The 21164-nt window shown below is 71.3% G+C and carries 17 protein-coding genes and 1 tRNA gene; 12 read left to right on the top strand and 6 right to left on the bottom strand.

Features of this window, described 5'->3' with window-relative positions; translation table 11 throughout:
• The first annotated feature begins 223 nt into the window (after positions 1-223).
• Together AC1DXK_RS24300 and glgX are read left to right on the top strand one after the other, a co-directional pair.
• Positions 224-1645: an alpha,alpha-trehalose-phosphate synthase (UDP-forming) gene (locus AC1DXK_RS24300; protein WP_457108078.1), complete on the top strand. Its 1422-nt coding sequence runs from the start codon at positions 224-226 to the stop codon at positions 1643-1645.
• 279 nt (positions 1646-1924) lie between these two features.
• Positions 1925-4042 (top strand): glycogen debranching protein GlgX, encoded by a 2118-nt coding sequence (gene glgX / locus AC1DXK_RS24295; RefSeq protein WP_457108077.1) that lies wholly within the window; start codon positions 1925-1927, stop codon positions 4040-4042.
• Positions 4043-4063: 21 nt separating this feature from the next.
• Here glgX and AC1DXK_RS24290 read toward each other — a convergent pair whose 3' ends face one another.
• Together AC1DXK_RS24290 and AC1DXK_RS24285 are read right to left on the bottom strand one after the other, a co-directional pair.
• Entirely contained in the window at positions 4064-5008 is a 945-nt protein-coding gene (locus tag AC1DXK_RS24290; RefSeq protein WP_012318471.1) for a ribose-phosphate pyrophosphokinase, read from the bottom strand.
• Between the two features lie 147 nt (positions 5009-5155).
• A complete protein-coding gene (locus AC1DXK_RS24285; protein WP_457108076.1) occupies positions 5156-5392 on the bottom strand; it encodes a DUF4170 domain-containing protein in 237 nt (78 codons plus the stop codon).
• A 168-nt stretch (positions 5393-5560) separates the two neighbouring features.
• Between AC1DXK_RS24285 and AC1DXK_RS24280 the strand changes: the two genes are divergently transcribed.
• Positions 5561-5965, top strand: a complete 405-nt coding sequence (locus AC1DXK_RS24280) for a hypothetical protein (RefSeq protein WP_457108075.1) — start codon at positions 5561-5563, stop codon at positions 5963-5965.
• Between the two features lie 11 nt (positions 5966-5976).
• Here AC1DXK_RS24280 and AC1DXK_RS24275 read toward each other — a convergent pair whose 3' ends face one another.
• The 3 genes from AC1DXK_RS24275 to AC1DXK_RS24265 all read right to left on the bottom strand — a co-directional run bounded on the left by AC1DXK_RS24275 (position 5977) and on the right by AC1DXK_RS24265 (position 7781).
• Positions 5977-6216 carry a hypothetical protein gene (locus AC1DXK_RS24275; RefSeq protein ID WP_457108074.1) on the bottom strand — a complete coding sequence of 80 codons (240 nt, stop codon included), beginning with the start codon at positions 6214-6216 and terminating at the stop codon, positions 5977-5979.
• Between the two features lie 226 nt (positions 6217-6442).
• A tRNA-Sec gene (locus AC1DXK_RS24270) sits at positions 6443-6535 on the bottom strand.
• 124 nt (positions 6536-6659) lie between these two features.
• Positions 6660-7781, bottom strand: a complete 1122-nt coding sequence (locus AC1DXK_RS24265; protein ID WP_457108073.1) for an oxidoreductase — start codon at positions 7779-7781, stop codon at positions 6660-6662.
• A 329-nt stretch (positions 7782-8110) separates the two neighbouring features.
• Here AC1DXK_RS24265 and AC1DXK_RS24260 point away from each other — a divergent pair, with 329 nt between their 5' ends.
• The 9 genes from AC1DXK_RS24260 (at position 8111) to AC1DXK_RS24220 (ending at position 18978) form a co-directional block, all read left to right on the top strand.
• Positions 8111-10507: a sensor histidine kinase NtrY-like gene (locus AC1DXK_RS24260; protein WP_457108072.1), complete on the top strand. Its 2397-nt coding sequence runs from the start codon at positions 8111-8113 to the stop codon at positions 10505-10507.
• Positions 10504-11868, top strand: a complete 1365-nt coding sequence (gene ntrX, locus AC1DXK_RS24255) for a nitrogen assimilation response regulator NtrX (protein WP_457108071.1) — start codon at positions 10504-10506, stop codon at positions 11866-11868. The genes AC1DXK_RS24260 and ntrX overlap by 4 nt, the downstream gene beginning before the upstream one ends.
• A 195-nt stretch (positions 11869-12063) precedes the next feature.
• Positions 12064-12315, top strand: coding sequence for an RNA chaperone Hfq (gene hfq / locus AC1DXK_RS24250; RefSeq protein WP_007563033.1), 252 nt, complete (start codon positions 12064-12066; stop codon positions 12313-12315).
• 205 nt (positions 12316-12520) lie between these two features.
• Entirely contained in the window at positions 12521-13933 is a 1413-nt protein-coding gene (hflX, locus tag AC1DXK_RS24245) for a GTPase HflX (RefSeq protein ID WP_457108070.1), read from the top strand.
• Positions 13933-15258: an adenylate/guanylate cyclase domain-containing protein gene (locus AC1DXK_RS24240; RefSeq protein WP_477299340.1), complete on the top strand. Its 1326-nt coding sequence runs from the start codon at positions 13933-13935 to the stop codon at positions 15256-15258. Before hflX ends, AC1DXK_RS24240 begins: the two co-directional genes overlap by 1 nt.
• A 159-nt stretch (positions 15259-15417) precedes the next feature.
• Complete coding sequence (locus AC1DXK_RS24235) at positions 15418-15645, top strand: hypothetical protein (protein WP_457108068.1); 228 nt, start codon at positions 15418-15420, stop codon at positions 15643-15645.
• Positions 15646-15830: 185 nt separating this feature from the next.
• Positions 15831-16733 carry a putative selenate ABC transporter substrate-binding protein gene (locus tag AC1DXK_RS24230; RefSeq protein ID WP_457108067.1) on the top strand — a complete coding sequence of 301 codons (903 nt, stop codon included), beginning with the start codon at positions 15831-15833 and terminating at the stop codon, positions 16731-16733.
• Between the two features lie 5 nt (positions 16734-16738).
• A complete protein-coding gene (locus AC1DXK_RS24225) occupies positions 16739-17419 on the top strand; it encodes an ATP-binding cassette domain-containing protein (protein WP_477299339.1) in 681 nt (226 codons plus the stop codon).
• Positions 17419-18978: a PhnE/PtxC family ABC transporter permease gene (locus AC1DXK_RS24220; RefSeq protein ID WP_457108065.1), complete on the top strand. Its 1560-nt coding sequence runs from the start codon at positions 17419-17421 to the stop codon at positions 18976-18978. The genes AC1DXK_RS24225 and AC1DXK_RS24220 overlap by 1 nt, the downstream gene beginning before the upstream one ends.
• Before the next feature lie 151 nt (positions 18979-19129).
• On the opposite strand, the gene AC1DXK_RS24215 is transcribed toward AC1DXK_RS24220, so the two are convergent.
• Positions 19130-21164: TonB-dependent siderophore receptor (locus tag AC1DXK_RS24215; protein ID WP_477299338.1), on the bottom strand; the 2035-nt coding region annotated here is incomplete at its 5' end.

Here is a 21164-nt window from a genome sequence, read left to right as displayed (position 1 = left end):
CACTCCCGGGTATCGGGCGGAGGACCGGGACGGAGCGGCCACCCTGTCCCGGATCGGCATGGCCTCGACTTGACCCGCGCCCGGCTTCACGCTTGGGTTGCCTTACGACCCGACCTAAGGATCGCGCAGGGCCTGCGCGCGTTCTGACATACAGTTGAAGTCCCGATGCAGGCGCGGCGAGATCCTCGACCAGACCCGCGCCCCTGATCCGGAGCCGACCCGCGTGGCACGCCTTGTGATCGTATCGAACCGCGTCGCCGTCCCGGAAGAGGGCGGCAAGGCGGTGGCGGCGGGCGGCCTCGCCGTCGCGGTCAAGGAAGCCTTCACGGCCTATGAGGGGCTGTGGTTCGGCTGGAGCGGCACCATCTCCGAGGAGCCCTCCGAGGAGCCGACGCTGATCGACCGGGGCCGGGTCCAGTACGCGGTCGTCGACCTCTCGCCGCAGGACCACCTGGAATACTACGCCGGTTTCGCGAATCGCGCCCTGTGGCCGATCATGCATTACCGGTTGGGGCTCGGCGCCTTCTCGCGCTCGGATTACGCCGGCTACAGCCGCGTCAACCGGACCTTCGCGCGGGCGCTCGCCAAGCTGGTGGAGCCCGACGACATCATCTGGGTCCACGATTATCACCTGCTGCCGCTCGCCGCCGAACTGCGCGGCCTCGGGCTCGACAACCCGATCGGCTACTTCCACCACATCCCCTGGCCCGCCGCCGACGTGTTCAACTCCCTGCCGGCGAGCGGCGAATTGCTGCGCGCCATCGTCGATTACGACCTGATCGGCCTGCAGACCGAGGCGGACGTCCAGAACCTGCAGCGCAACCTCGTCGACACCCAGCGGGCGATTCCCCTCGGCGGCGGCTCGCTGATGGTCGACGGGCGCCGCACCCGGATCCGCGCCTTCCCGATCGGCATCGACGTGGCCGGGTTCAAGGACGCCGCCGAGAAGGCGGGATCCAACAAGGTGGTCCGCGAGACCATGGCGGGCCTGCGCACCCGCAAGCTGCTGATCGGCGTCGACCGGCTCGACTATTCCAAGGGCGTGCCGGAGCGGATGGAGGCGGTGGAGAGCTTCTTCGCCTCCAATCCCGACCAGCGCGGCAACGTCACCTACATCCAGATCACGCCGAAATCCCGCAGCGAGGTGCCGGAATACGAGCAGCTCTCCCGCGACGTGAACGAGAAGGTCGGCGAGATCAACGGCTCGCTGGGCGACCCGGCCTGGACGCCGATCCAGTACATCACCAAGGCCTATCCGCGCCCGGTGCTGGCCGGCCTCTACCGGGCGGCCCGGGTCGGCCTCGTCACGCCGATGCGCGACGGCATGAACCTCGTCGCCAAGGAATACGTCGTCGCCCAGAGCGAGGACGATCCGGGGGTGCTGGTCCTGTCGAAATTCGCCGGCGCCGCCCGGCAATTGCCCGAGGCGCTGCTGATCAACCCCTACGACAAGTTCGAGGTCGCCGAGGCGATCCGCGCCGCGCTCTACATGCCCAAGGCCGAGCGGCTGGCGCGCTGGAAGCCGATGCTCGAGCGCATGACCCGCGAGGACGTCGACTGGTGGGCGCGCAACTTCCTGGCAGAACTCGAGAATTTCCGCACGGTCGAGCGCGAGCCCCCCGCCGCCGCCGCGGCCGCCGAATAGCGGGCTCAGTTTCGCTGACGCCGACGATGGCGATACCGCTTTGAGGCGCCATCGCGCTTGCAGGCCGCGCCATGCCCCCTCGCCCGCACGAGGGAGGGGACCCGAGCCGCATCCGGCCGACGACGGGATTGGATCCCCCGCGCGGATCCGCATCGCCCGCGGGCTTTGCGCGGACGGTGAAAACCGTATCTCTTCGAGTGTCTTGCCGTCGACCGCGGAGGCGGACTTGCTGCGCCGGCGCGCGCCTCGGCCGACGCTCAACCCAATCGGACCCTGCCCATGATCGCCGTCGATGACGGGGTGCCGGCGCCCCTCGGCGCCCATTTCGACGGGCGCGGCGTCAACTTCGCCCTGTTCTCCGAGCACGCCACCGCGGTCGACGTCTGCCTGTTCGAGGCGGGGGAGCGGCACGAGACCCGCACGGTGCGGCTGCCCTGCCGGACCGACGACGTCTGGCACGGCTACCTGCGCGGGGTGCTGCCGGGCCAGCTCTACGGCTACCGGGTGCACGGCCCCTGGGATCCGGCATCCGGCCACCGGTTCAACGCGTCGAAGCTGGTGCTCGACCCCTATGCCCGGGAGATCCGCGGCCGGATCCGATGGCACGACGCGCTCTACGGCCATCGCCGGGGCCGGGAGGACCGGATCGACCGGCGCGACAGCGCCGTCTACATGCCGAAATGCGTGGTCACCGCCCCCGAGGTGCCCGACCTCGCCCTCGATCCGGTGCGCCGGCCACTGGCCGAGACGGTGGTGTACGAGGCGCACGTCAAGGCGCTGACCCGCACCCATCCCGACATCCCCGAGGCGGAACGCGGCACCTACGCGGCGCTCGCCCATCCGGCGATCATCGCGCACCTCGTCAAGCTCGGGGTCACGGCCCTGGAACTGCTGCCGATCCACGCCTTCGCGGACGACCGCTTCCTGGTGGAGAAGGGGCTCGTCAATTTCTGGGGCTATCAGCCCCTCAGCTACTTCGCTCCGGATCCGCGCTATCTGGGGGAGGGCGGCCTCGGCGGCCTGAAGGCGGCGATCCGGGAGCTGAATGCCGCCGGGATCGAGACCTGGCTCGACGTGGTCTACAACCACACCGCAGAGGGCGACCACACCGGCCCGACCCTGTCGTTCCGCGGCATCGACAACGCCAGCTACTACAAGCTCGACCCCGCCGACCCGCGCCGCACCGTCGACTGCACCGGCTGCGGCAACACCTTCGACGCGAGCCACCCCCGGGTGATGCAGCTCGTGCTCGATTCCCTGCGCCACTGGGTCACCGCCTACGGGATCGCGGGCTTCCGCTTCGACCTCGCCTCGAGCCTCGGACGGGCGCCGCTGGCCTTCACCCCGCAGGCGGCCTTCTTCCAGGCCGTGGCGCAGGCTCCGGTGCTCGCCCGGGTCAAGATGGTGGCCGAGCCCTGGGACGTCGGGGAGGGGGGCTACCAGCTCGGCGGCTACCCGCGCGGCTGGAGCGAGTGGAACGACAAGTTCCGCGACGCCGCGCGGGGCTTCTGGAAAGGCGATTCCGCCACGCTCGCCAAGGTCACACAGGGGCTGACCGGTTCACGGGAAGTCTTCGCCCCGTCCCGGCGCTCGCCGCTGGCCAGCGTCAACTTCATCGCCAGCCACGACGGCTACACGCTGGCCGACACGGTATCGTACGAGGAGAAGCACAACGAGGCCAACGGCGAGGACAACCGCGACGGCCATAACCACAACGTCAGCCGCAACTACGGCGTCGAGGGCGACACCGACGACGCGGCGATCCTGGCGCTGCGCGCCCGCCAGAAGCGGAACATGCTGGCCACCGTGATGCTGGCCCAGGGCGTGCCGATGCTGCTGATGGGCGACGAGCGCTCCCGCAGCCAGGGCGGCAACAACAATGCCTATTGCCAGGACAACCCGACGAGCTGGATGGACTGGAGCACCGATCCGGACCCACATCTCACGGACTTCGTCGCCAACCTCCTGGCCCTGCGCCGGACCCAGCCGGCCCTGCGGCGGCGGCGCTTCTTCACCGGCGCGCTGATCGACCCGGACGAGCCCCTGCGCGACGTGCACTGGCTCTCCCCCGAGGGCACCGAGATGGAGGGGCGCCACTGGTCCGACGACGGGCTCCAGGTCTTCGGCATGCAGATCGGCAACGACGGCGATCCGGGCGACCGCCTCCTGATGCTGTTCAATGCCGGGGCGGAGGCCGTGAGCTTCCGCCTCGCCCCGGTGGTCGGCGGCCCGTGGAGTCCGGTCTTCGACACGGGCGAGCCCGCAGGCGCCCGCGCGCTGGACACGCCGGCCGTCGAAGCCGGGGCCGCCGTGCCGCTGCCGGGCCGCACGGTCCTGGTGCTCACCGCGCCGGGGACGGTGACTGGCGACCGGGGCGGCTGGATGCCGAGGGACTAGGGGCGTCCCCCGCCCGCCTCGTCAGTCGAACAGGCTGGAGACGCTGGATTCCGTCGCGGTCCGGCCGATCGCCTCGCCGAGCAGCGGCGCGATGGTCGCCACCCGGATGTTGCGGGCGAGCTTGACGGCCTGCGTCGGCTGGATCGAATCGGTGATCACCAGCTCCTTCATCCGCGAGGCGGCGATGCGGGAGACAGCCCCCCCCGACAGCACGCCGTGGGTGATGTAGGCCGAGACGTCCTTGGCGCCGGCGTTGAGCAGGGCCTCGGCGGCGTTGACCAGGGTGCCGCCCGAATCGACGATGTCGTCGACCAGGATGCAGGAGCGCCCCTCGACCTCGCCGATGATGTTCATCACCTCGGACTCGCCCGGGCGCTCGCGGCGCTTGTCGACGATGGCCAGCGGGCAGTCGATCCGCTTGGCGATGGCCCGCGCCCGGACCACGCCGCCGACGTCGGGGGAGACCACCATCCGGTCGGCGCTCGGCAGCCGCTCCTTGATGTCGCGCACCATCACGGGGGCGGCGAACAGGTTGTCGGTGGGGATGTCGAAGAAGCCCTGGATCTGGCCGGCATGGAGGTCGAGGGTCAGGACGCGGTCGGCGCCGGCCTCGGTGATCAGGTTCGCCACCAGCTTGGCCGAGATCGGCGTGCGGCCGGAGGTGCGCCGGTCCTGCCGGGCGTAGCCGAAATACGGGATCACCGCCGTGATGCGCCGGGCCGAGGACCGGCGCGCGGCGTCGATCATGATCAGCAGCTCCATCAAGTGGTCGTTCGCCGGGAACGAGGTCGACTGGACGATGAACACGTCCTCGCCGCGCACGTTCTCCTGGAGTTCGACGAAGATCTCCATATCGGCGAAGCGCCGGACCATGCACTTCGCGAGCGGCAGTTCGAGATAGGCCGCGATCGCCTCGGCCAGGGGCCGGCTGGCATTCCCGGCGATGATCTTGATCGAGGATTTCATGGGCGGCCGCTCACTCGCGGCCGGACCTTCCGCCGCTCTTGTCGAAGACCGGTCTCCCGGGGAGCCGGAACGATCCGATGACGGACGAGGCTCTTAGCAGCGGGCCGGAAGTGTCACAATGCCTTCACGGCCGTGCCGGACCGCCGCTCAGGGGGCCGGCGGCTCCAGAAGCCGGTGCAGGTGCACCACGAAGTAGCGCGTCTGCGCGCTGTCGACGGTGGCCTGGGCCTTGGCCCGCCACGCCGCCTGGGCGGAGGCGTAGTCCGGGAAGATGCCGACGATGTCGAGGTTCTTGATGTCCCGGAACCGGACCCCGTCGAGATCCTGCAATTCACCGCCGAAGACCAGGTGCAGCCTCTGGTTGCTTTCGATTTCCGTCGTCATGGCCGGTCCTCCCGTTCGCCTGCGGCGCTCGCAAATGGCGGGCCTCCGGTCAAGCCTGTGCCCCCGCAGCCGAGCCCTGAGCCCTTCGCAGGTCTGCGCGATGGCAGGTCCCGGGCGCGGCGCCGCGGCGGACGCGCAACCCCGGGGGCGGCGTGCTAGGAGCGGCCCATGACACGCCGATTTCCCGCCCCCGTCGTCATCGCCGCCCTGACGCTCGGCCTCTGCGCGGCGCCAGCCCTGGCGCAGCAGGCGCCCCGCGCCCCCGGCCGGCCCGGATCCGACAGGAACGCCCCCGACCGGCGCGCCGCCCCGCCGGTGATCGGCTGCCCGTCGCTCGCCAATTACCGGATGCTGATGCGCGACGGCGCGGCGGCGGCCGCCGCGCACCTGGCCGATCCCAAGGCCGACCATCTCGGCTGCACGGCGCTGGCGCGGGCGGAGATCACCGGCCTCGTCGACAAGGTGACCCTGGGCGGCCAGAACTACGATTGCATCGGCGTGCGGGGCACCACGGCCTGCCACTGGGTCGAGGCCGGGACGATCCCCGTCGGCTCCGGTCCGGCCAAGCGCTGACGGGCCAACCCTCAGCGCAGATGGCCGCTGGCGCGCAGATCCCGCTCGACGGCCTCGTGGACGGCCTCAAGCGGGTTGTCGTTGATGGCGGCGGGCGGATGCAGCGGCGCCATCGGGGCGGGCCGCGTGTCGAGGCCCGGGAGGATCGCGGGTCCGGGCTCAGGCCGGGATACCACCGGCCGGCGCGCCGCGAGGGTCCGCAGCGCCTCGCGGGCGCCGGGCGGGAGGAAGGTGACGAGTCTGTCCAGCATGACCGGCCTCAGCGCGCACGGCCCGCCGGGACCGGCGGGAACGGGACGGTGGCGGCGGAACGGTTCTTCACGGGAGTCACCAGCGCAGGAACAGTCCCTTGTAACGGATCTGCACCCCCGCAGTTCCGTTACGCCAGTATTGCCAATTTTGCCGCGCGTGTCGCCTGGATATCCGCGAACACTGATTTATCGGTCAATGCGATCTGAAAAACGGCGATCTGAAAAATGGCGGAAGCGGATGGGAATCGAACCCACCGTACGCTGTTGGCGTACCGCTGGTTTTGAAGACCAGGAGGGCCACCAGACCCCGTTCGCCTCCACGGACGGGGTTACGGGCCGTCCTCGGTGGGGTCAAGGCCCGGCACGGCCCGTGCCGGGTGGTCCGACGCGACAGCGCGCAAAGGTCGCGCCGCCGGGGCAGCCCGCGTCGAAGATCGCCCGCGTCAGGGATCGGCCTCGTCCGGCGTGAGCGGGAGGCCGACCGACGTCCCGGTGCGGTCCGACAGGCGGGCGGCCTCGAGGCACGCCATCACCCGGACCCCCTCCAGCGCCGCCCGATCGTCGACCGCCCCCTGCAGGAGCGTCTCGGCTATCCCCTGGTAGAACCGCCGCTGGTCCCCCGCCACGGCCGGCGCGCGCGTCACCGTCCCGGTCCCGTCGTGGATCTCCAGCCCGTCCGGGTCCTCCCCCCATCCCGGCGCGCCCGGCGCCAGCCCGGCCAGCAATTGCCGCTCCTGAGGGTCGGGGCCGTGCTTGATCAGGCTGCCGGCCTCGCCGTGGACCACGAAGCGGGGCGATCCGCCGGCGACGAGCAGGCTCGCGTGCAGCACCACCCGCAGTCCCGGATACGCCAGCACCGCGTGAGCCCAGTCGTCGGAGCGCGCCCCGGCGCGGAGCCGGCCCAGCTGCGCGGTCACCCGCTCTGGGAGGCCGAAGAGCTGAAGCGCCTGGTCCACGAGATGCGGACCGAGATCGTACCAGATCCCGCTGCCCGGACCGTCGCCCTCGCGCCACCGGTCGCGGACCTGCGGGCGGAACCGGTCGAAGCGGGATTCGAAATGCCGCACCGGACCGACGGCGCCCGCCGCGATGGCGCTGCGGAGACTCAGGAAATCGCTGTCCCAGCGGCGGTTGTGGAAGATCGCGAGCAGACGGCCCCGGCTCCGGGCCGCCGCGCGCAGCGCCCGCGCCTCGGCGAGATCGAGGGTGAAGGGCTTGTCGACGACGACATGCCGCCCCGCCGCCAGGGCGGCCCGCGCCAGGGGCGCGTGGGTGTCGTTCGGGGACGCGATCACGACAAGGTCGACGGCCTCCGAGGTCGCGACCGCGACGGGGTCGGCGGCCACCGCGACGCCGGGGCATTCGGCCTCGACCCGGGCGGGATCGCGCGAGGCGATCAACCGGAGGTCGAGACCCGAGACGGAGCGGATCAGGGGCGCGTGGAAGGTCCGGCCGGAATAGCCGTAGCCGATCAGGCCGACCCGGATCGCGGGGGCCGTCACCGCGTCGCACCGTCGCGACAGCGGGGCGGCGCCGGGACGGATACGGGCGACGCGCGCGCGCATCGTTCGTCCCATCCCGTAAGGACCGCGCTTCATCGGGCGACGCCCTCCATGCTTTCCACAACGCGCAAGAAGAAATTCTGTAACCCGCGCCACAGAACCGTTCGATCGATCGGCGAACACCGACTCTTCTTCGGGATCAGCGTAACACTTGGCACGCCCGGCAGCCAAGCCGCCGCGCAATACGAAGCCTGATCTTCCGGGCCGGCCTTCCCCGGTCCGCGGCCGGGTGCTGCCTCCGCCCTTCGCCGCGGCGCAGGGGTGAACCGGCCATCACCGTCCGGCCCGAATTCGTATTAATTCCGCCACACTGTTGTGGCCCTGCACCAGTCATGCCGTTCCCGCGACGCTCACGGACCGAGGAAGTCCCCGCGCCCGACCCCGACGGGTCGGGCGACGGCGCAGGCCAGGACGCGGCCCGGGCGCCCGCTGCCCCCCTGGCGGAGTCCCTGCGGCCGGGCCCCCGCGGCCCGGGCTGGATCGGCGCCGCCATGGTGGTCACCGCCCTGGTCTCGGCGCTGGCGACCTTCCTGATCCTGGCCGGCGTGATCCGGGTGACGCCGACGCCGGCCTACGGCGTGACGCTCCTCGCCATCAACGCCGCCCTGGTGCTCGGGCTGGCCGTCATCATCGCCTGGGAGGCGCGGGTCTTCCTGCACGCCCGCAAGGCCAACGCCGCGGTGGCGCGGCTGCACACCCGCATCGTCGGCCTGTTCTCGCTGATCGCGATCCTGCCGACGATCCTGCTCGCCGTGGTCGCCTCGGTGACCATCGACCGGGGCCTGTCGCTCGGCTTCACCGACCGGGTCCGCGACGTGGTGCTGAAATCCGTGGAGGTGGCCGACGCCTACCAGGAGAACCAGTGCCAGAGCCTCGCCCGGGAGATCCGCATCTTGGCCGACGACCTCACCCGCGCCCGGCCGAATTTCGACGTGAACCGGGACTGGTTCCAGACCTTCCTGACCACCCGGGCGACCAATCTCGGCCTGCCGGTGGCGCAGATCATGCGCGGCCCCACCGAGGTGGTGGCCCGGGCCAAGATCGACGTCCTGAAGACGAACCGCCTGCCCTCCGCGGCGGCCTTCGAGGACGCGGCGAACTCCGCCGACCCGATCTGCCTCCTGCCCACCGAGGGCCGGGTCTTCGCCGCGCTCCTGCGCATGCCGGCCTACGACGACGCCGTGCTGATGGTGCAGCGGGAGGTGAGCCAGCTCGCCATCGACTTCCCCGGCGTGTCCCGGGCGGCGGCGGCCGAGTACCTCACCTACGATTCGCTGCGCCGCTCGATCCAGATCACCTTCGCGTCGGTGTTCCTGCTGATCGCGCTGATCGCGCTGCTCTCGGCCGTATGGTTCGGGATGAACTTCGCCAACCGGTTCGTGGCGCCGATCCGCCGGCTGATCAACGCCGCCGACCAAGTGGCATCCGGCAACTTCTACGCCCAGGTTCCGACCAAGAAGACCAGCGGCGACCTCGCCCATCTCGGCGAGAGCTTCAACAAGATGACCCAGGAGCTGCGCCGCCAGCATGCCGGCCTGATCGCGGCGAGCGACCTGATCGACACCCGCCGCCGGTTCACCGAGGCGGTGCTGTCGGGGGTCTCGCCCGGGGTGATCGGCCTCGACGCGGCGGGCTTCGTCACCATCGCCAACCCGGCCGCCGAGCGGATGCTCGATCTGGAGAGCGAGGCCCTGGTCGGTCAGCCGCTCGGCCGGGCGGTGCCGGAACTCGCCCCCGTCCTCGCCGAGAGCGAGGCCCGCCCGCGCAGCCTGCAGCAGCAGCAGATCCAGCTCGCCCGATCCCGGGGCGAGCGCACCATCACGGTGCGGGTGACGAGTGAGCAGGCGCAAGGCGCGCCCCGCGGCTCGGTGGTGACGCTGGACGACATCACCGACCTCGTCCAGGCGCAGCGCAGCTCCGCCTGGGGCGACGTGGCGCGCCGCATCGCCCACGAGATCAAGAACCCGCTGACTCCGATCCAGCTCTCCGCCGAGCGGATCCGGCGCAAGTACGGGAAGGTCATCACGGCCGACAAGGAGGTGTTCGACCAGTGCACCGCCACGATCGTGCGCCAGGTGGACGAGATCAAGCGCATGGTCGACGAGTTCTCGGCCTTCGCGCGGATGCCCAAGCCCGCGATCGCGCCGAACGACCTCACCGAGATCGCCAAGCAGAACCTGTTCATGATGCGCGTGGCGCACCCGGACATCGACTTCGCGTTCTCGGCCCAGGGCGGCGCGGGGAGTGCGGAAAAGATCGTGGCGGCCTTCGACATCCGGCTGCTCAGCCAGGTGATCACCAACATCCTGAAGAACGCCGTCGAGGCGGTGGCCGAGGTGCCGGAGGCCGAGCTCGGCAAGGGCAAGATCGCCCTGAGCCTCGCCGTCGAGGACGGGTTCGCGGTGATCGCCGTCACCGACAACGGCAAGGGATTCCCCGCCGAGGGGCGCCAGCGCCTGCTCGAGCCCTACATGACCACCCGCGAGGGCGGGACCGGGCTGGGGCTTGCCATCGTCAGCAAGGTGCTGGAGGAGCACGGCGGCGGGATCGAGCTGAACGACAATCCCGCCGGCCGCGGCGGCCAGGTGCGGATGCGGGTGCCGCGCGAGCACGGGCACGAACCGTCCGCCGCAGGTCCCGGCACCAAGACCCCGGAGACCCGTCCCGGCACGACAGAGGAGAAGGGCGCCGCACCGACGGCCCCCCGGATCGCGGAGATGCACGCATGAGCGCCGATATCCTGATCGTCGACGACGAGGCCGACATCCGCGACCTCGTGGCCGGCATCCTGGACGACGAGGGCCACCGCTGCCGCACGGCCGGCGGCTCGGACGAGGCGCTCGCCGCCATCGAGGCGCGCCGGCCGCACCTCGTCTTCCTCGACATCTGGCTGCAGGGCTCGCGCCTCGACGGCCTGCAGGTGCTCGACCTGATCAAGGCGGCGAACCCCGACCTGCCGGTGGTGATGATCTCGGGCCACGGCAACATCGAGACCGCGGTCTCGGCCATCAAGGCGGGCGCCTACGACTTCATCGAGAAGCCGTTCAAGGCCGACCGGCTGATCCTGGTGGCCGAGCGGGCGCTCGAGGCCTCGCGGCTCCGGCGGGAGGTCCGCGACCTGACGGCGCGCTCCGGCGCCACCAACCGCATCGTCGGCGGCTCCCTGGCGATCAACCAGCTGCGCCAGACCCTCGACCGGGTGGCGCCGACCAATGCCCGGGTGATGATCACGGGGGCGCTGGGCTCCGGCAAGGAACTCGCCGCCCGCAGCCTGCACAAGGCCTCGGCCCGGGCGAACGGCCCGTTCGTGCTGCTGAACGCGGCCGCGATCCTGCCCGAGACCATGGAGGCTGAGCTGTTCGGGGTCGAGGGCGAGAGCGGCCGGCGGGTCGGCGCCCTGGAGGAGGCCCATGGCGGCACCCTCTACCTCGACGAGGTCGCCGACATGCCGCGGGAGAGCCAGAACCGGATCCTGCGCGTCCTCGTCGACCAGAATTTTCAACGGGTCGGCGGCACCACCCGGGTGCATGTCGACGTGCGGATCATCTCGTCCTCGTCCCGGGATCTGCAGGAGGAGATCGCCGCCGGCCGCTTCCGCGAGGACCTGTTCCACCGCCTCTCGGTGGTGCCGATCCGGGTGCCGGCCCTGTCGGAGCGCCGCGAGGATGTGCCCGAGCTGATCCAGTTCTTCATGGACAACATCTCGTCCCAGACTGGCCTGCCCAAGCGCCGGATCGCCGAGGACGCGATGGCGGTGCTGCAGTCGCACAACTGGCCGGGGAACGTGCGCCAGCTCAAGAACAACGTCGAGCGGCTGATGATCCTGACCCAGGCCGACCCGGAGCAGGAGGTCACCTCCGAGATGCTGCCCTCCGAGATCGGCGCCCTGGTGCCGACGACGCCCGGCGGCGCGGGCGGCGAGAAGCTGATGAGCCTCGCCCTCCGGGAGGCCCGCGAGATCTTCGAACGGGAATACCTCGTGGCCCAGATCGCGCGGTTCTCGGGCAACATCTCCCGCACCGCCGAGTTCATCGGGATGGAGCGCTCGGCCCTGCACCGCAAGTTGAAGTCCCTCGGCATCGGCCCGTGAACCGGGGTCGGGCCGGCGCGGTGAGAGTGGTGCCGATCCGTCACGGTTGACGCCGGCGCGGGGGTTGCTTGCGCCCCCGCTTTCGCCAAGTCATGGTGCTTGTATACAAAGCCGCGGGCGGGATGGTCGGGTGATCCGGCCCGCGACAGATCCATCCCGGGCGGCTCGATCCGGGACAACAAGAAGGCCAAGAAGATGGCGGGCGAACGCGCACAGAACCTTCAGGACACGTTTCTCAACCATGTCCGCAAGAACAAGATCCCGCTGACCATCTTCCTCGTGAACGGCGTCAAGCTGCAGGGCGTGGTGACGTGGTTCGACAATTTCTGCGTGCTGCTGCGCCGGGACGGGCACTCGCAGCTGGTCTACAAGCACGCGATCTCCACGATCATGCCGGGCCACCCGGTACAGCTGTTCGAGCCGGACGAGACCGCCGAGAAGGCGTGAGGGCCGGCGGCAGGGCGCGGGCGGGGCCGATGTGCGCCTCTCCCTCCCCCGCAGAGGGGGGAGGGCGGTCGTGCGCGGTCCGCACCCGTGCGGAATCTGTGTCCGTGCCCGCCCGGCATCTTGGCCCGGCCCGCCCGCATCCCCATTCTGACGGATCCGACTTCTCGAACGAAGCCGCCGGTCCGCCGTCGGCGCCAAAGGCCGTATGACCGAAACGCTGACGCCCGGCGAAGCCCGCCTCCAGGCGCAGGCCGCCCCCGAGGGTGAGATCGCCGCGGCGACCCACACCCTGGTGATCGGTCCCTACCTCGCGCGCGGCGCATCGGGGGCCGGGCACGGGCCGGCCGCGCCCACCCGCTCCGTCGAGGCACGCCTCGACGAGGCGACCGGGCTCGCCGCCGCGATCGAACTCGACGTGCTCGAGAGCCTCGCCGTCAGCCTGCCGCGGATCCGCCCCTCGACCTATCTCGGCAAGGGCCGGGTCGAGGAGATCGCCGGCCTGATTCGCGCCCGCGAGATCGGCCTCGTGGTGATGGACTGCGCCCTCTCGCCGGTGCAGCAGCGCAATCTCGAGAAGGAATGGGGCGCCAAGGTCATCGACCGCACGGGCCTGATCCTGGAGATCTTCGGGCGGCGCGCCTCGACGCGTGAGGGAACCCTTCAAGTCGAGCACGCGCATCTTGCTTACCAGAAATCCCGGCTCGTGCGGTCGTGGACCCACCTGGAGCGCCAGCGCGGCGGCTTCGGCTTCCTGGGCGGCCCCGGCGAGACCCAGATCGAGGCCGACCGGCGCATGATCCAGGAGCGCATGACCCGGATCGAGCGCGACCTCGACGCGGTGGTCCGCACCCGGGGCCTGCACCGGCAGAGCCGGGCGCGGGTGCCGTACCCGATCGTGGCGCTCGTCGGCTACACCAATGCCGGCAAGTCGAGCCTGTTCAACGCCCTGACCCGCGCCGAGGTCACCGCCAAGGACATGCTGTTCGCCACCCTCGACCCCACCGCCCGGGCGACCAAGCTGCCCCACGGCGAGACCGTGATCCTGTCCGACACGGTGGGCTTCATCTCCGACCTGCCGACGCCGCTGATCGCCGCCTTCCGGGCGACCCTGGAGGACGCCATCGAGGCGGACGTGCTGCTCCACGTGCGCGACGTCTCCCACGTCGATTCCGAGGCCCAGGCCGAGGATGTCGGCGAGGTCCTTCGCGAACTCGGCATCGAGACCAGCGCCGACCGGATCATCGAGGTCTGGAACAAGGCCGACCTCCTCGACGACGCCGAGCGCACCCGGCTCCTGAACCTGAGCGGCCAGGCCAAGGCCCGCAACGACCGCGACAGCGCCGCGCCGGTCCTGGTCTCGGCCGTGACCGGGGAGGGGCTCGCGGCCCTGTCGGCGCGGATCGAGGCCCGGATCGGGCGCAACCGCGCGAGCTTCGCGGTGGCGCTGCCGCCGGAGGACGGGGCGGCGCTGAACTGGCTCTACGAGAACGCCGAGATCCTCGACCGCCGGTCCGAGGCCGACGGCACCCTGCACCTCGCGGTCCGGATCGCTCCCGAGAAGGAGCCGCGCTTCCTCAACCGCTTCGCGGCGGCCCGGCGCCTCGGCCGGGGGGGCTGATGGCCGCGGGCGGCGTCGGCAACCCGCCGCTGCCCGGCCTGCGGGCCGCGCGGGCGCCGGTGGCGGCGAGGACGGATCCGGGATCGGAYGACGCAGCGGTGCTGCGGGCCATGCAGGCGGGCGGCGGTCTGCGCCTCCTCGGCCTGCGCGTGGTGATCGTGCTGGTGCTGCTGATGGCGGCCCAGGCCTATGACGGCTCGCTGCACGCCCTGAGCCACTGGTTCATCCTCGGGCTCTACGGTCTGGGCACGGTCTGGTTCGGGCTCCGGGAGCGGGGCGGCGGACCCACGGCCAACGCCTACGGCTGGGCCGGCACCGGGCTCAATGCCGGGCTCGCCGTCTACGTCATCATCGAGCACATGATGGCCGGGGGCGGGGCAGGCCTCGGCGCCGACGCGGTGAGCCGCCTGCCCGCCTTCCTGCTCCTGCTCCAGACCGGCCTGAGCATGCGGGTGACGCAGACCCTGGTGTTCTGCGCACTGGTCACCCTGTGCTGGAGCGCGGCCTTCCTGGTCGGGGTCCTGCAGCCGGAGCTGTTCCCGAGCCCCGACACCTTCCCGACCGCGCAGGTGACCGGGCTCGCCACCTTCGTGGCGGCGGGCCTCCTGGTGGTCGACGGCACGGCCCGCCTGCGCGCCGCGGTGACCCGGGCGCTGCGCATGGAGCACGAGCGGACCCAGCTCGCCCGCTTCGTGCCCGACACGGTCGCCCTCGACCTCGCCGCCGAGGACGGCGAGTCCGGCCTCGGCATCCACCGGCGCCACGCCTGCCTGATGATGCTCGACATCCGCGGCTTCTCGCGGATGAGCCGCGAGCACCCGCCCGAGGCGATGGTGACGGCCCTGCTCGCCGTCCGGGCGGCCGCACAGGCGGCGGTGGCGGAGCAGGGCGGCCTCGTCGACAAGTATATCGGCGACGCGGTGCTGGTGCAGTTCGTCGTCGGCCGCCCCGACGCGCAGGCCCGGGCGGCGCTGGCCTGCGCCCTGTCGATCCGCGACCGGATCGCCGCCCTCAACGCCGCCCGGGCGCGGGAGGGCCTGTTCGCCCTGCGGGTCGTGGTCGCCCTGCATGCGGGCGACCTCCTGGTCGGTGTCTTCGACGATGGGGTGCGGGCCGAGTACACGGTGCTGGGTCCGGCGATGAACGCCCTGGCGCGGATCGAGACCCAGGCCAAGGCGGCCGAGATCGAGCTCGCCGCCTCGGGGGATTTTCTCGACCTGCTCGGCGGCGTGCTCCCGGCCGGGATCCGGTCGGTCCCGGTCCCGGATGCCGCCCTGCCGGAGCACCTCACCCTGTCGGCGCTTGCGGTGGCTCCCGGCGCCTGACCCGGCCACCGTCCACCGTCCCGGGCGCAGGCCGCGCGCGGGAACGGGGCATCCCCCGTTGCAGGATGCCGCACCGCGACGCGCGACCGTCTCCGGAACCGGAGCGGTTCTGGTCCGTTCGGTCGGCGCGACGCAGGGTCGCTGAAAGACATCCGCCCCATGAACAAGATCATCCTCGGCGCGACGCTCGCACTCGGCCTCGTCCTCGGCACGGCGGCGCCGGTCCTGGCAGCCCCCGGGGACGGCCTCAACCGGAATGCCGCCGCCACCGGCAACAGCAATTTCGGCGGCATGCACCGCACCGCCCGGATGCAGTCGCGGATGGCGCGCCACCGCATGATGCACCGGCATCACCACCGCCACATGATGCGCCGGCACGCGCGCTGATCGGCCGCCCCCGCCCCCCGCGCTTCGCGGCGGGCAGGGGGCTCGCCAAGGGGGTGCCCGCCGGGCCTGCCAGGGGATGTCCGCGGGACGTCTGCGGCCCGCGATGGTGTGGCCGGAGGCGATCTCTGCTACGCCGCCCGTCGAGATGCGCCGGTCGGAGCCGGGCGCGGCGAGGCGGACAGCCCATGCGGCGATCAGGATGGTTCGGGCGGCTCGCCCTCGGCGGCTTGGCCGCCCTGACGGGGATCGCGATGGCCGCCGCGCCGGTTCGGGCGCAGGACAGGACGGTCCCGCCCCTCGTCTTCACGGGCATCCCCGACCAGGACGAGAGCCGCCTCGTCGAGCGCTTCGGCAAGGTCGCCACCTATCTCGAGGCCAAGCTCGCCGTGCCGGTGCGCTACATTCCGGTGAAGAGTTACCCGGCCGCCGTCACCGCCTTCACCAACGGGCAGGTGCAGCTCGCGTGGTTCGGCGGCTTCACCGGCGTCCAGGCGCGCAGGGCCGTGCCGGGCTCCCAGGCGATCGCGCAGGGCGCCGAGGACGCGGCGTTCAAGACCTACCTCATCGCCAACGCCGCCACCGGTCTGAAGCCGGGCCAGGACTTCCCGAAAGCCATCGCGGAAAAAACCTTCACGTTCGGCGCCCGCGCCTCGACCTCCGGGCGGCTGATGCCGGAATACTTCATCCGGCAGGCTTTTCCGGGGAAGAGCCCCGAGGAGGTCTTTTCCCGCGTCGGCTTCTCGGGCGATCACAGCCGCACCATCCAGCTCGTCCAGTCCGGCGCCTTCGCGGTCGGCGCCGTGGACTACTCGGTCTGGGACCTCGACACCAAGGCCGGCAAGGTCGACCGACGCGCGGTCTCGGTGATCTGGGAGAGCCCGACCTTCCCCGACTACCAGTGGACCGTGCGGGGCGACGTGGACCAGACCTACGGTTCGGGCTTCACCGAGAAGCTGCGGGCGGCGCTGACCGGCATCACCGATCGGGCGATCCTGGAGCCGTTCGGGCGCTCGAAGTTCATCCCCGTGACCAATGCCGCCTACGTGCCCCTGGTCGCGGTCGGCCAGTCCACCGGCCTGCTGGACTGAAGCGCGTGGCGGGCGGCGCGGAGGCCGGGGGGGCCATCGTTCTCCGGAACGCCGCCGCGGCCTATGACGGGCGCCCGGTGCTGTCCGCCATCGACCTGACCGTGCAGGCGGGCGAGCACGTCGCCCTGATGGGCCGCTCGGGGGCCGGCAAGTCGACCCTGATCGGCCTGATCCACGCCCAGGCGCCCGAGCGGGTGGCTTTGGTGCCCCAGGCCGCCGCCCTGGTGCGGCCGCTCTCGGTGTTCCACAACGTCTATATGGGCCGCCTCGACCGGCGCTCGACCCTGCACAACCTGCGCAATCTGGTCCGGCCGGCCCGGGCCGACGTCGCCGCCGTGGAGGCGGTCCTCGACCGGGTCGGGCTCTCGGACAAGCTCTGGGCGCGGGCCGGGGAATTGTCCGGCGGGCAGCAGCAGCGCGTCTCGGTGGCCCGCGCCCTCTACAACGGCCGGCCGATCCTGGTGGGGGACGAGCCGGTCTCGGCGCTGGACCGCCAGCAGGGCGGCCGGATCCTCGCCGAGCTGGCCCGCAGCCACGAGACCCTGATCCTGGCGCTGCACGACGTCGCCCTGGCGCTGGCCCATACCGACCGGATCGTGGTCCTGGAGGCCGGCCGGATCGTCCTCGACGCGCCCGCGGCGGGCCTCGATCCGGCGCAGCTCAGCCCCTTCTACGAGGCCGCCTGATGCGCGCCGTCGCGCGCAAGGCCGCGTTCCGGCCGCGGCCGGGCTACGCGGCGGTGAGCCGCTGGTTCCTGGCCACGGCACTCGCCGGCCTGCTGGTGGCGGACCTGCAGGTCACGACGCTCCACCCCTTCGCCGACCTCGCCCGGCTCCTCGGCGGCCTGATCCGGCCCGATTTCCCCGCCGTGGAGGGCTGGAGCGTCGTCACCACGGTGGCCTTCGCGATGCTCGGCGTCGGGCTGGGCGCCGGGACGGGACTGCTGCTGGCGATCCCCTTCGCCCGCTCGCGGATTGTCCGGCTCGCCTGCGCGGGCCTGCGCGCCGTCCACGAGCTGTTCTGGGCGCTGCTGCTGATGCAGGTCTTCGGGCTCTCGGCGACCACCGGGGTGCTCGCCATCGCGCTGCCCTACGCGGGCATCTGCGCCAAGGTCTACGCCGAGCTGATCGAGGAGGCCGACCTCGCGGCGCTCCGGGTCCTGCCAGCAGGCACCGGCGCGGTCTCGGCCTTCCTGTACGCCCGCCTGCCCGAGGTGGCCGGGCGCATGCGCGACTACACCCTCTATCGCCTGGAATGCGGCCTGCGCTCCAGCCTCGTGCTCGGCTTCATCGGCCTGCCGACCATGGGCTTCGCCTTCGAATCCGCCTTCCGCCAGGGCCGCTACGCCGAGGCCGGGGCGCTGCTCCTGATCTTCTACGCGCTGATCGGAACCCGGCGGCTCTGGGTGCGCGCCAGGACTCTCCCCGTCCTCCTCGTCGGCGCCGCGCTGGTGCTGCCGCCGACCGTCGGCAGCGCGGCGATCGGCCCGAGCCTCGCCCGCTTCCTCGGCCACGATATCGTGCCGGCCCCGCTCCGGGGCGCGTCCCTGGCCGAGCCCGAAACCTGGGCGCGATTCGGATCGTGGCTGCGCCCGATCCTGACCGGGCAGGTCCTGCCCGGCACGGCCCAGACCCTGATCCTGGCGCAGATCGCCCTGGCGGCCACCGCCCTCGGAGCCCTGGTCCTGTTCCCCCTGACCGCGCGGCGCTTCGCCGGCCCGGTCGGGCGGCCCCTGGGGCGGGCGCTCCTCGTGGTGGTGCGCTCCACGCCGGAATACATGCTGGCCTATCTGGGCCTGCAGCTGCTCGGCCCCTCGATGCTGCCGGCGATCCTCGCCCTGGCGCTGCACAATGCCGGCATCGTCGCCTACCTGATGGGCCGGCACGCCGACGCGATCCCCTACCGGGCCGACGCCCCCCGGGGCCTCGACCTCTACGCCTACGAAACCGTGCCGCGCCTCTACGGGCAGTTCCTGGCCTACCTGCTCTATCGCTGGGAGCTGATCCTGCGGGAGAGCGCGATCTTCGGGATCCTGGGGGTCACGACCTTGGGCTTCTACGTCGACGCCGCGATCTCGGAGCTGCGCCTCGACGTCGCCGTGGTTCTGATCGCCGCCACCGCCCTGGTGACGGTGGCGGTCGACGCCTTCTCGCGGGCGCTACGCCGGTCCCTGCGGATCGACGCCCTGCCGACCCGGCTGTCCGGGCCGCGGCCGATCACCGGGGCGGAGGCGGCGGACGGCTGATCCGGGCGCCGTCCTTGCGAGCGAAGCGAAGCAATCCAGGGTCGCGCCAGGCTAATGATGTCGCGCTACCCTGGGTCGCTTCGCTACGCTCGCGATGACGGGGCGGGTCACCACGCTGCGGGCGGTCGCAAACGGGACCGCCCGAGCCGCTTCACCACTTGTAGCTGACCTTCGCCAGCACCCGCCGGGCGTCGCCGTAGAAGCAGGACACGTTCGACTGGCAGGAGGCCACGTAGCGCCGGTCGGCGAGGTTCGAGGCGTTCACCTGGAAGCGCCAGTTCTCGTAATCGTAGTGGACCTGCGCGTCGAACAGCACGTAGTCGGGCACCCGCAGGGTATTGCCGACATCCGCGAACGAGCTGCCGACGTAGCGCACGCCGCCGCCGAAGCCGAAGCCGCGCCACGGCCCGAGCGGGATCGTGTAGTCGGCGAACAGCGACGCCAGGGTCTGGGGGATGTTGACCGGACTCTTGCCGACCCGCACCGGGTCGGGATCCCGTACGGTGGTGAAGTCGAACTTGGTGAACGAGGCGACGAGGTTGAGGCCGTCGGCGATGTTGGCGACGAGCTGCGCCTCGAAGCCGGTGGAGCGCACCGCGCCGAGCTGGGTGTTGAACAGCGTGTTGACCGGGTTCGGGGTGAGCACGTTGTTGCGGTGGATGTCGAAGCCGGCGAGCGTCAGGAAGTAGCCCTGGCCGGGCGGCTCGAACTTCACGCCGCCCTCGACCTGATCGCCCGTGTCGGGCTTGAAGGCGCGGTTGTTGATGTCCGAGCCGATCTCGGGCTGGAACGAGGTCGCGTACATGATGTAGGGCGCGAGGCCGAAGTCGAAATTGTAGATCGCCGCCGCCCGGTAGGTGAAGGCGCTGTCGTTGCGGCCGTTGGTGTTCGACGGCGTCAGGCGGTCGTAGACGGTGTTCTGGACGAAGTCCTGGCGGCCGCCGAGGATCAGGGTCAGCTCCGGCGTGAGCTTGATCTGGTCCTGGACGTAGAGGCCGACCTGCTGGAACGCGTCGGCGTTGACCAGGTAGGGCGAGGCCGAGACCGCCTGCGGGCCGTAAGAGGGCGCGAAGATGTTGAGGTTCGGGCCGGGGAAGCCCGAGGCCTGGTTGTCGTGGATCTGGAAGTTCCGGTACTCGATTCCCATCAGGACGTCGTGGCGGAAGAAGCCGTCGGAGAACTTGGCCTCGGCCTGCGTGTCGACGTCGAGCTGCGCGATCTTGGCGGAATCCCGGAACAGGTAGCGGCCGAGCTGGGTCTGCAGCGGGTCGGCGTAGCCGAGCTGGCCGATATACGAGTTCTGGTAGCTCTGCGTGTAGGCGTAGCGGGCGTTCTGGCGCACCGCCCAGGTGTCGTCGAAGACGTGCTCGAACTCGTAGCCGATGAAGGCCTGGTCGCGCCGGTAGGTGTTGAAGCCGGCATCGCCGACGTTGAGCGAGCGCGGGATGCGCAGGCCGAGCACGGTCGGCCGCGCCGTGCCGTAATAGGGCAGGAAGTTCGCCGTCACCGCCGTGTTGTCGTGCTGGAAGCTCGACAGGACCGTGAACTTGGTCGACCCGTCCGGCTTATAGGTGAAGGCCGGGGCGATGTAGTAGCTGTCGTCCGGCGCCCCCTGGACCTGCGTGCCGCCGTTGCGGGCGTAGCCGGTCAGGCGGGTGAACCAGTGCCCCTCGGCGTCGGCCGGGCCGCCGACGTCGAAGGCGGCGTAGCGCTGGTCGAAGGAGCCGCCGCCGACCTCGATGAGCCCGAACGGGCTCTCGGTCGGGCGCTTGCTGATCTGGTTGATCAGGCCGCCGGGATTGCCGGCGCCGAACAGCACCGCGGAGGGGCCGCGCAGCACCTCGACGCGCTCCAGCCCGAACGTGTTCACCCGGCTGTAGGCGAAGCCGTAGTTCAGGAGCTGCAGGCCGTTGAGGTAGAGGCCGTAATCGCTGACCACGAAGCCGCGCAGCTGGAAGAAGTCGAGGCGCGAGTCGGCGCCGAAGGTGCCCGCGTAGGTGCCGGCGACGTACTGGGTCGCCTGGGTGAGGGTCTGGGCGTTCTGGGTGTCGAGCTGCTGCCGGCCCACGACGGTGATCGATTGCGGGGTCTCGATCAGCGGGGTGTTGGTCTTGGTCGCGGTGGCCGAGCGCCGGGCCACGTAGCCGTCGATCGGACCCGTCGGGCTCTCGGCGGCGCGCGCCGGC

This window comes from Methylobacterium sp. P3_A11, assembly GCF_056403155.1.
Note: the sequence above shows the minus strand (reverse complement) of the source record. Positions and strands in the feature narration are given on the sequence as shown.

Bases quoted from the DNA above. Each gene is read 5' to 3' on its own strand.
- AC1DXK_RS24235 (WP_457108068.1), top strand. From the start codon at position 15,418: ATGAACAAGATCATCCTCGGCGCGACGCTCGCACTCGGCCTCGTCCTC.
- ntrX (WP_457108071.1), top strand. From the start codon at position 10,504: ATGAGCGCCGATATCCTGATCGTCGACGACGAGGCCGACATCCGCGAC.
- AC1DXK_RS24265 (WP_457108073.1), bottom strand. From the start codon at position 7,781: ATGCGCGCGCGCGTCGCCCGTATCCGTCCCGGCGCCGCCCCGCTGTCG.
- AC1DXK_RS24290 (WP_012318471.1), bottom strand. From the start codon at position 5,008: ATGAAATCCTCGATCAAGATCATCGCCGGGAATGCCAGCCGGCCCCTG.
- glgX (WP_457108077.1), top strand. From the start codon at position 1,925: ATGATCGCCGTCGATGACGGGGTGCCGGCGCCCCTCGGCGCCCATTTC.
- AC1DXK_RS24280 (WP_457108075.1), top strand. From the start codon at position 5,561: ATGACACGCCGATTTCCCGCCCCCGTCGTCATCGCCGCCCTGACGCTC.
- hfq (WP_007563033.1), top strand. From the start codon at position 12,064: ATGGCGGGCGAACGCGCACAGAACCTTCAGGACACGTTTCTCAACCAT.
- AC1DXK_RS24285 (WP_457108076.1), bottom strand. From the start codon at position 5,392: ATGACGACGGAAATCGAAAGCAACCAGAGGCTGCACCTGGTCTTCGGC.
- AC1DXK_RS24220 (WP_457108065.1), top strand. From the start codon at position 17,419: ATGCGCGCCGTCGCGCGCAAGGCCGCGTTCCGGCCGCGGCCGGGCTAC.
- AC1DXK_RS24275 (WP_457108074.1), bottom strand. From the start codon at position 6,216: ATGCTGGACAGACTCGTCACCTTCCTCCCGCCCGGCGCCCGCGAGGCG.
- hflX (WP_457108070.1), top strand. From the start codon at position 12,521: ATGACCGAAACGCTGACGCCCGGCGAAGCCCGCCTCCAGGCGCAGGCC.
- AC1DXK_RS24230 (WP_457108067.1), top strand. From the start codon at position 15,831: ATGCGGCGATCAGGATGGTTCGGGCGGCTCGCCCTCGGCGGCTTGGCC.
- AC1DXK_RS24260 (WP_457108072.1), top strand. From the start codon at position 8,111: ATGCCGTTCCCGCGACGCTCACGGACCGAGGAAGTCCCCGCGCCCGAC.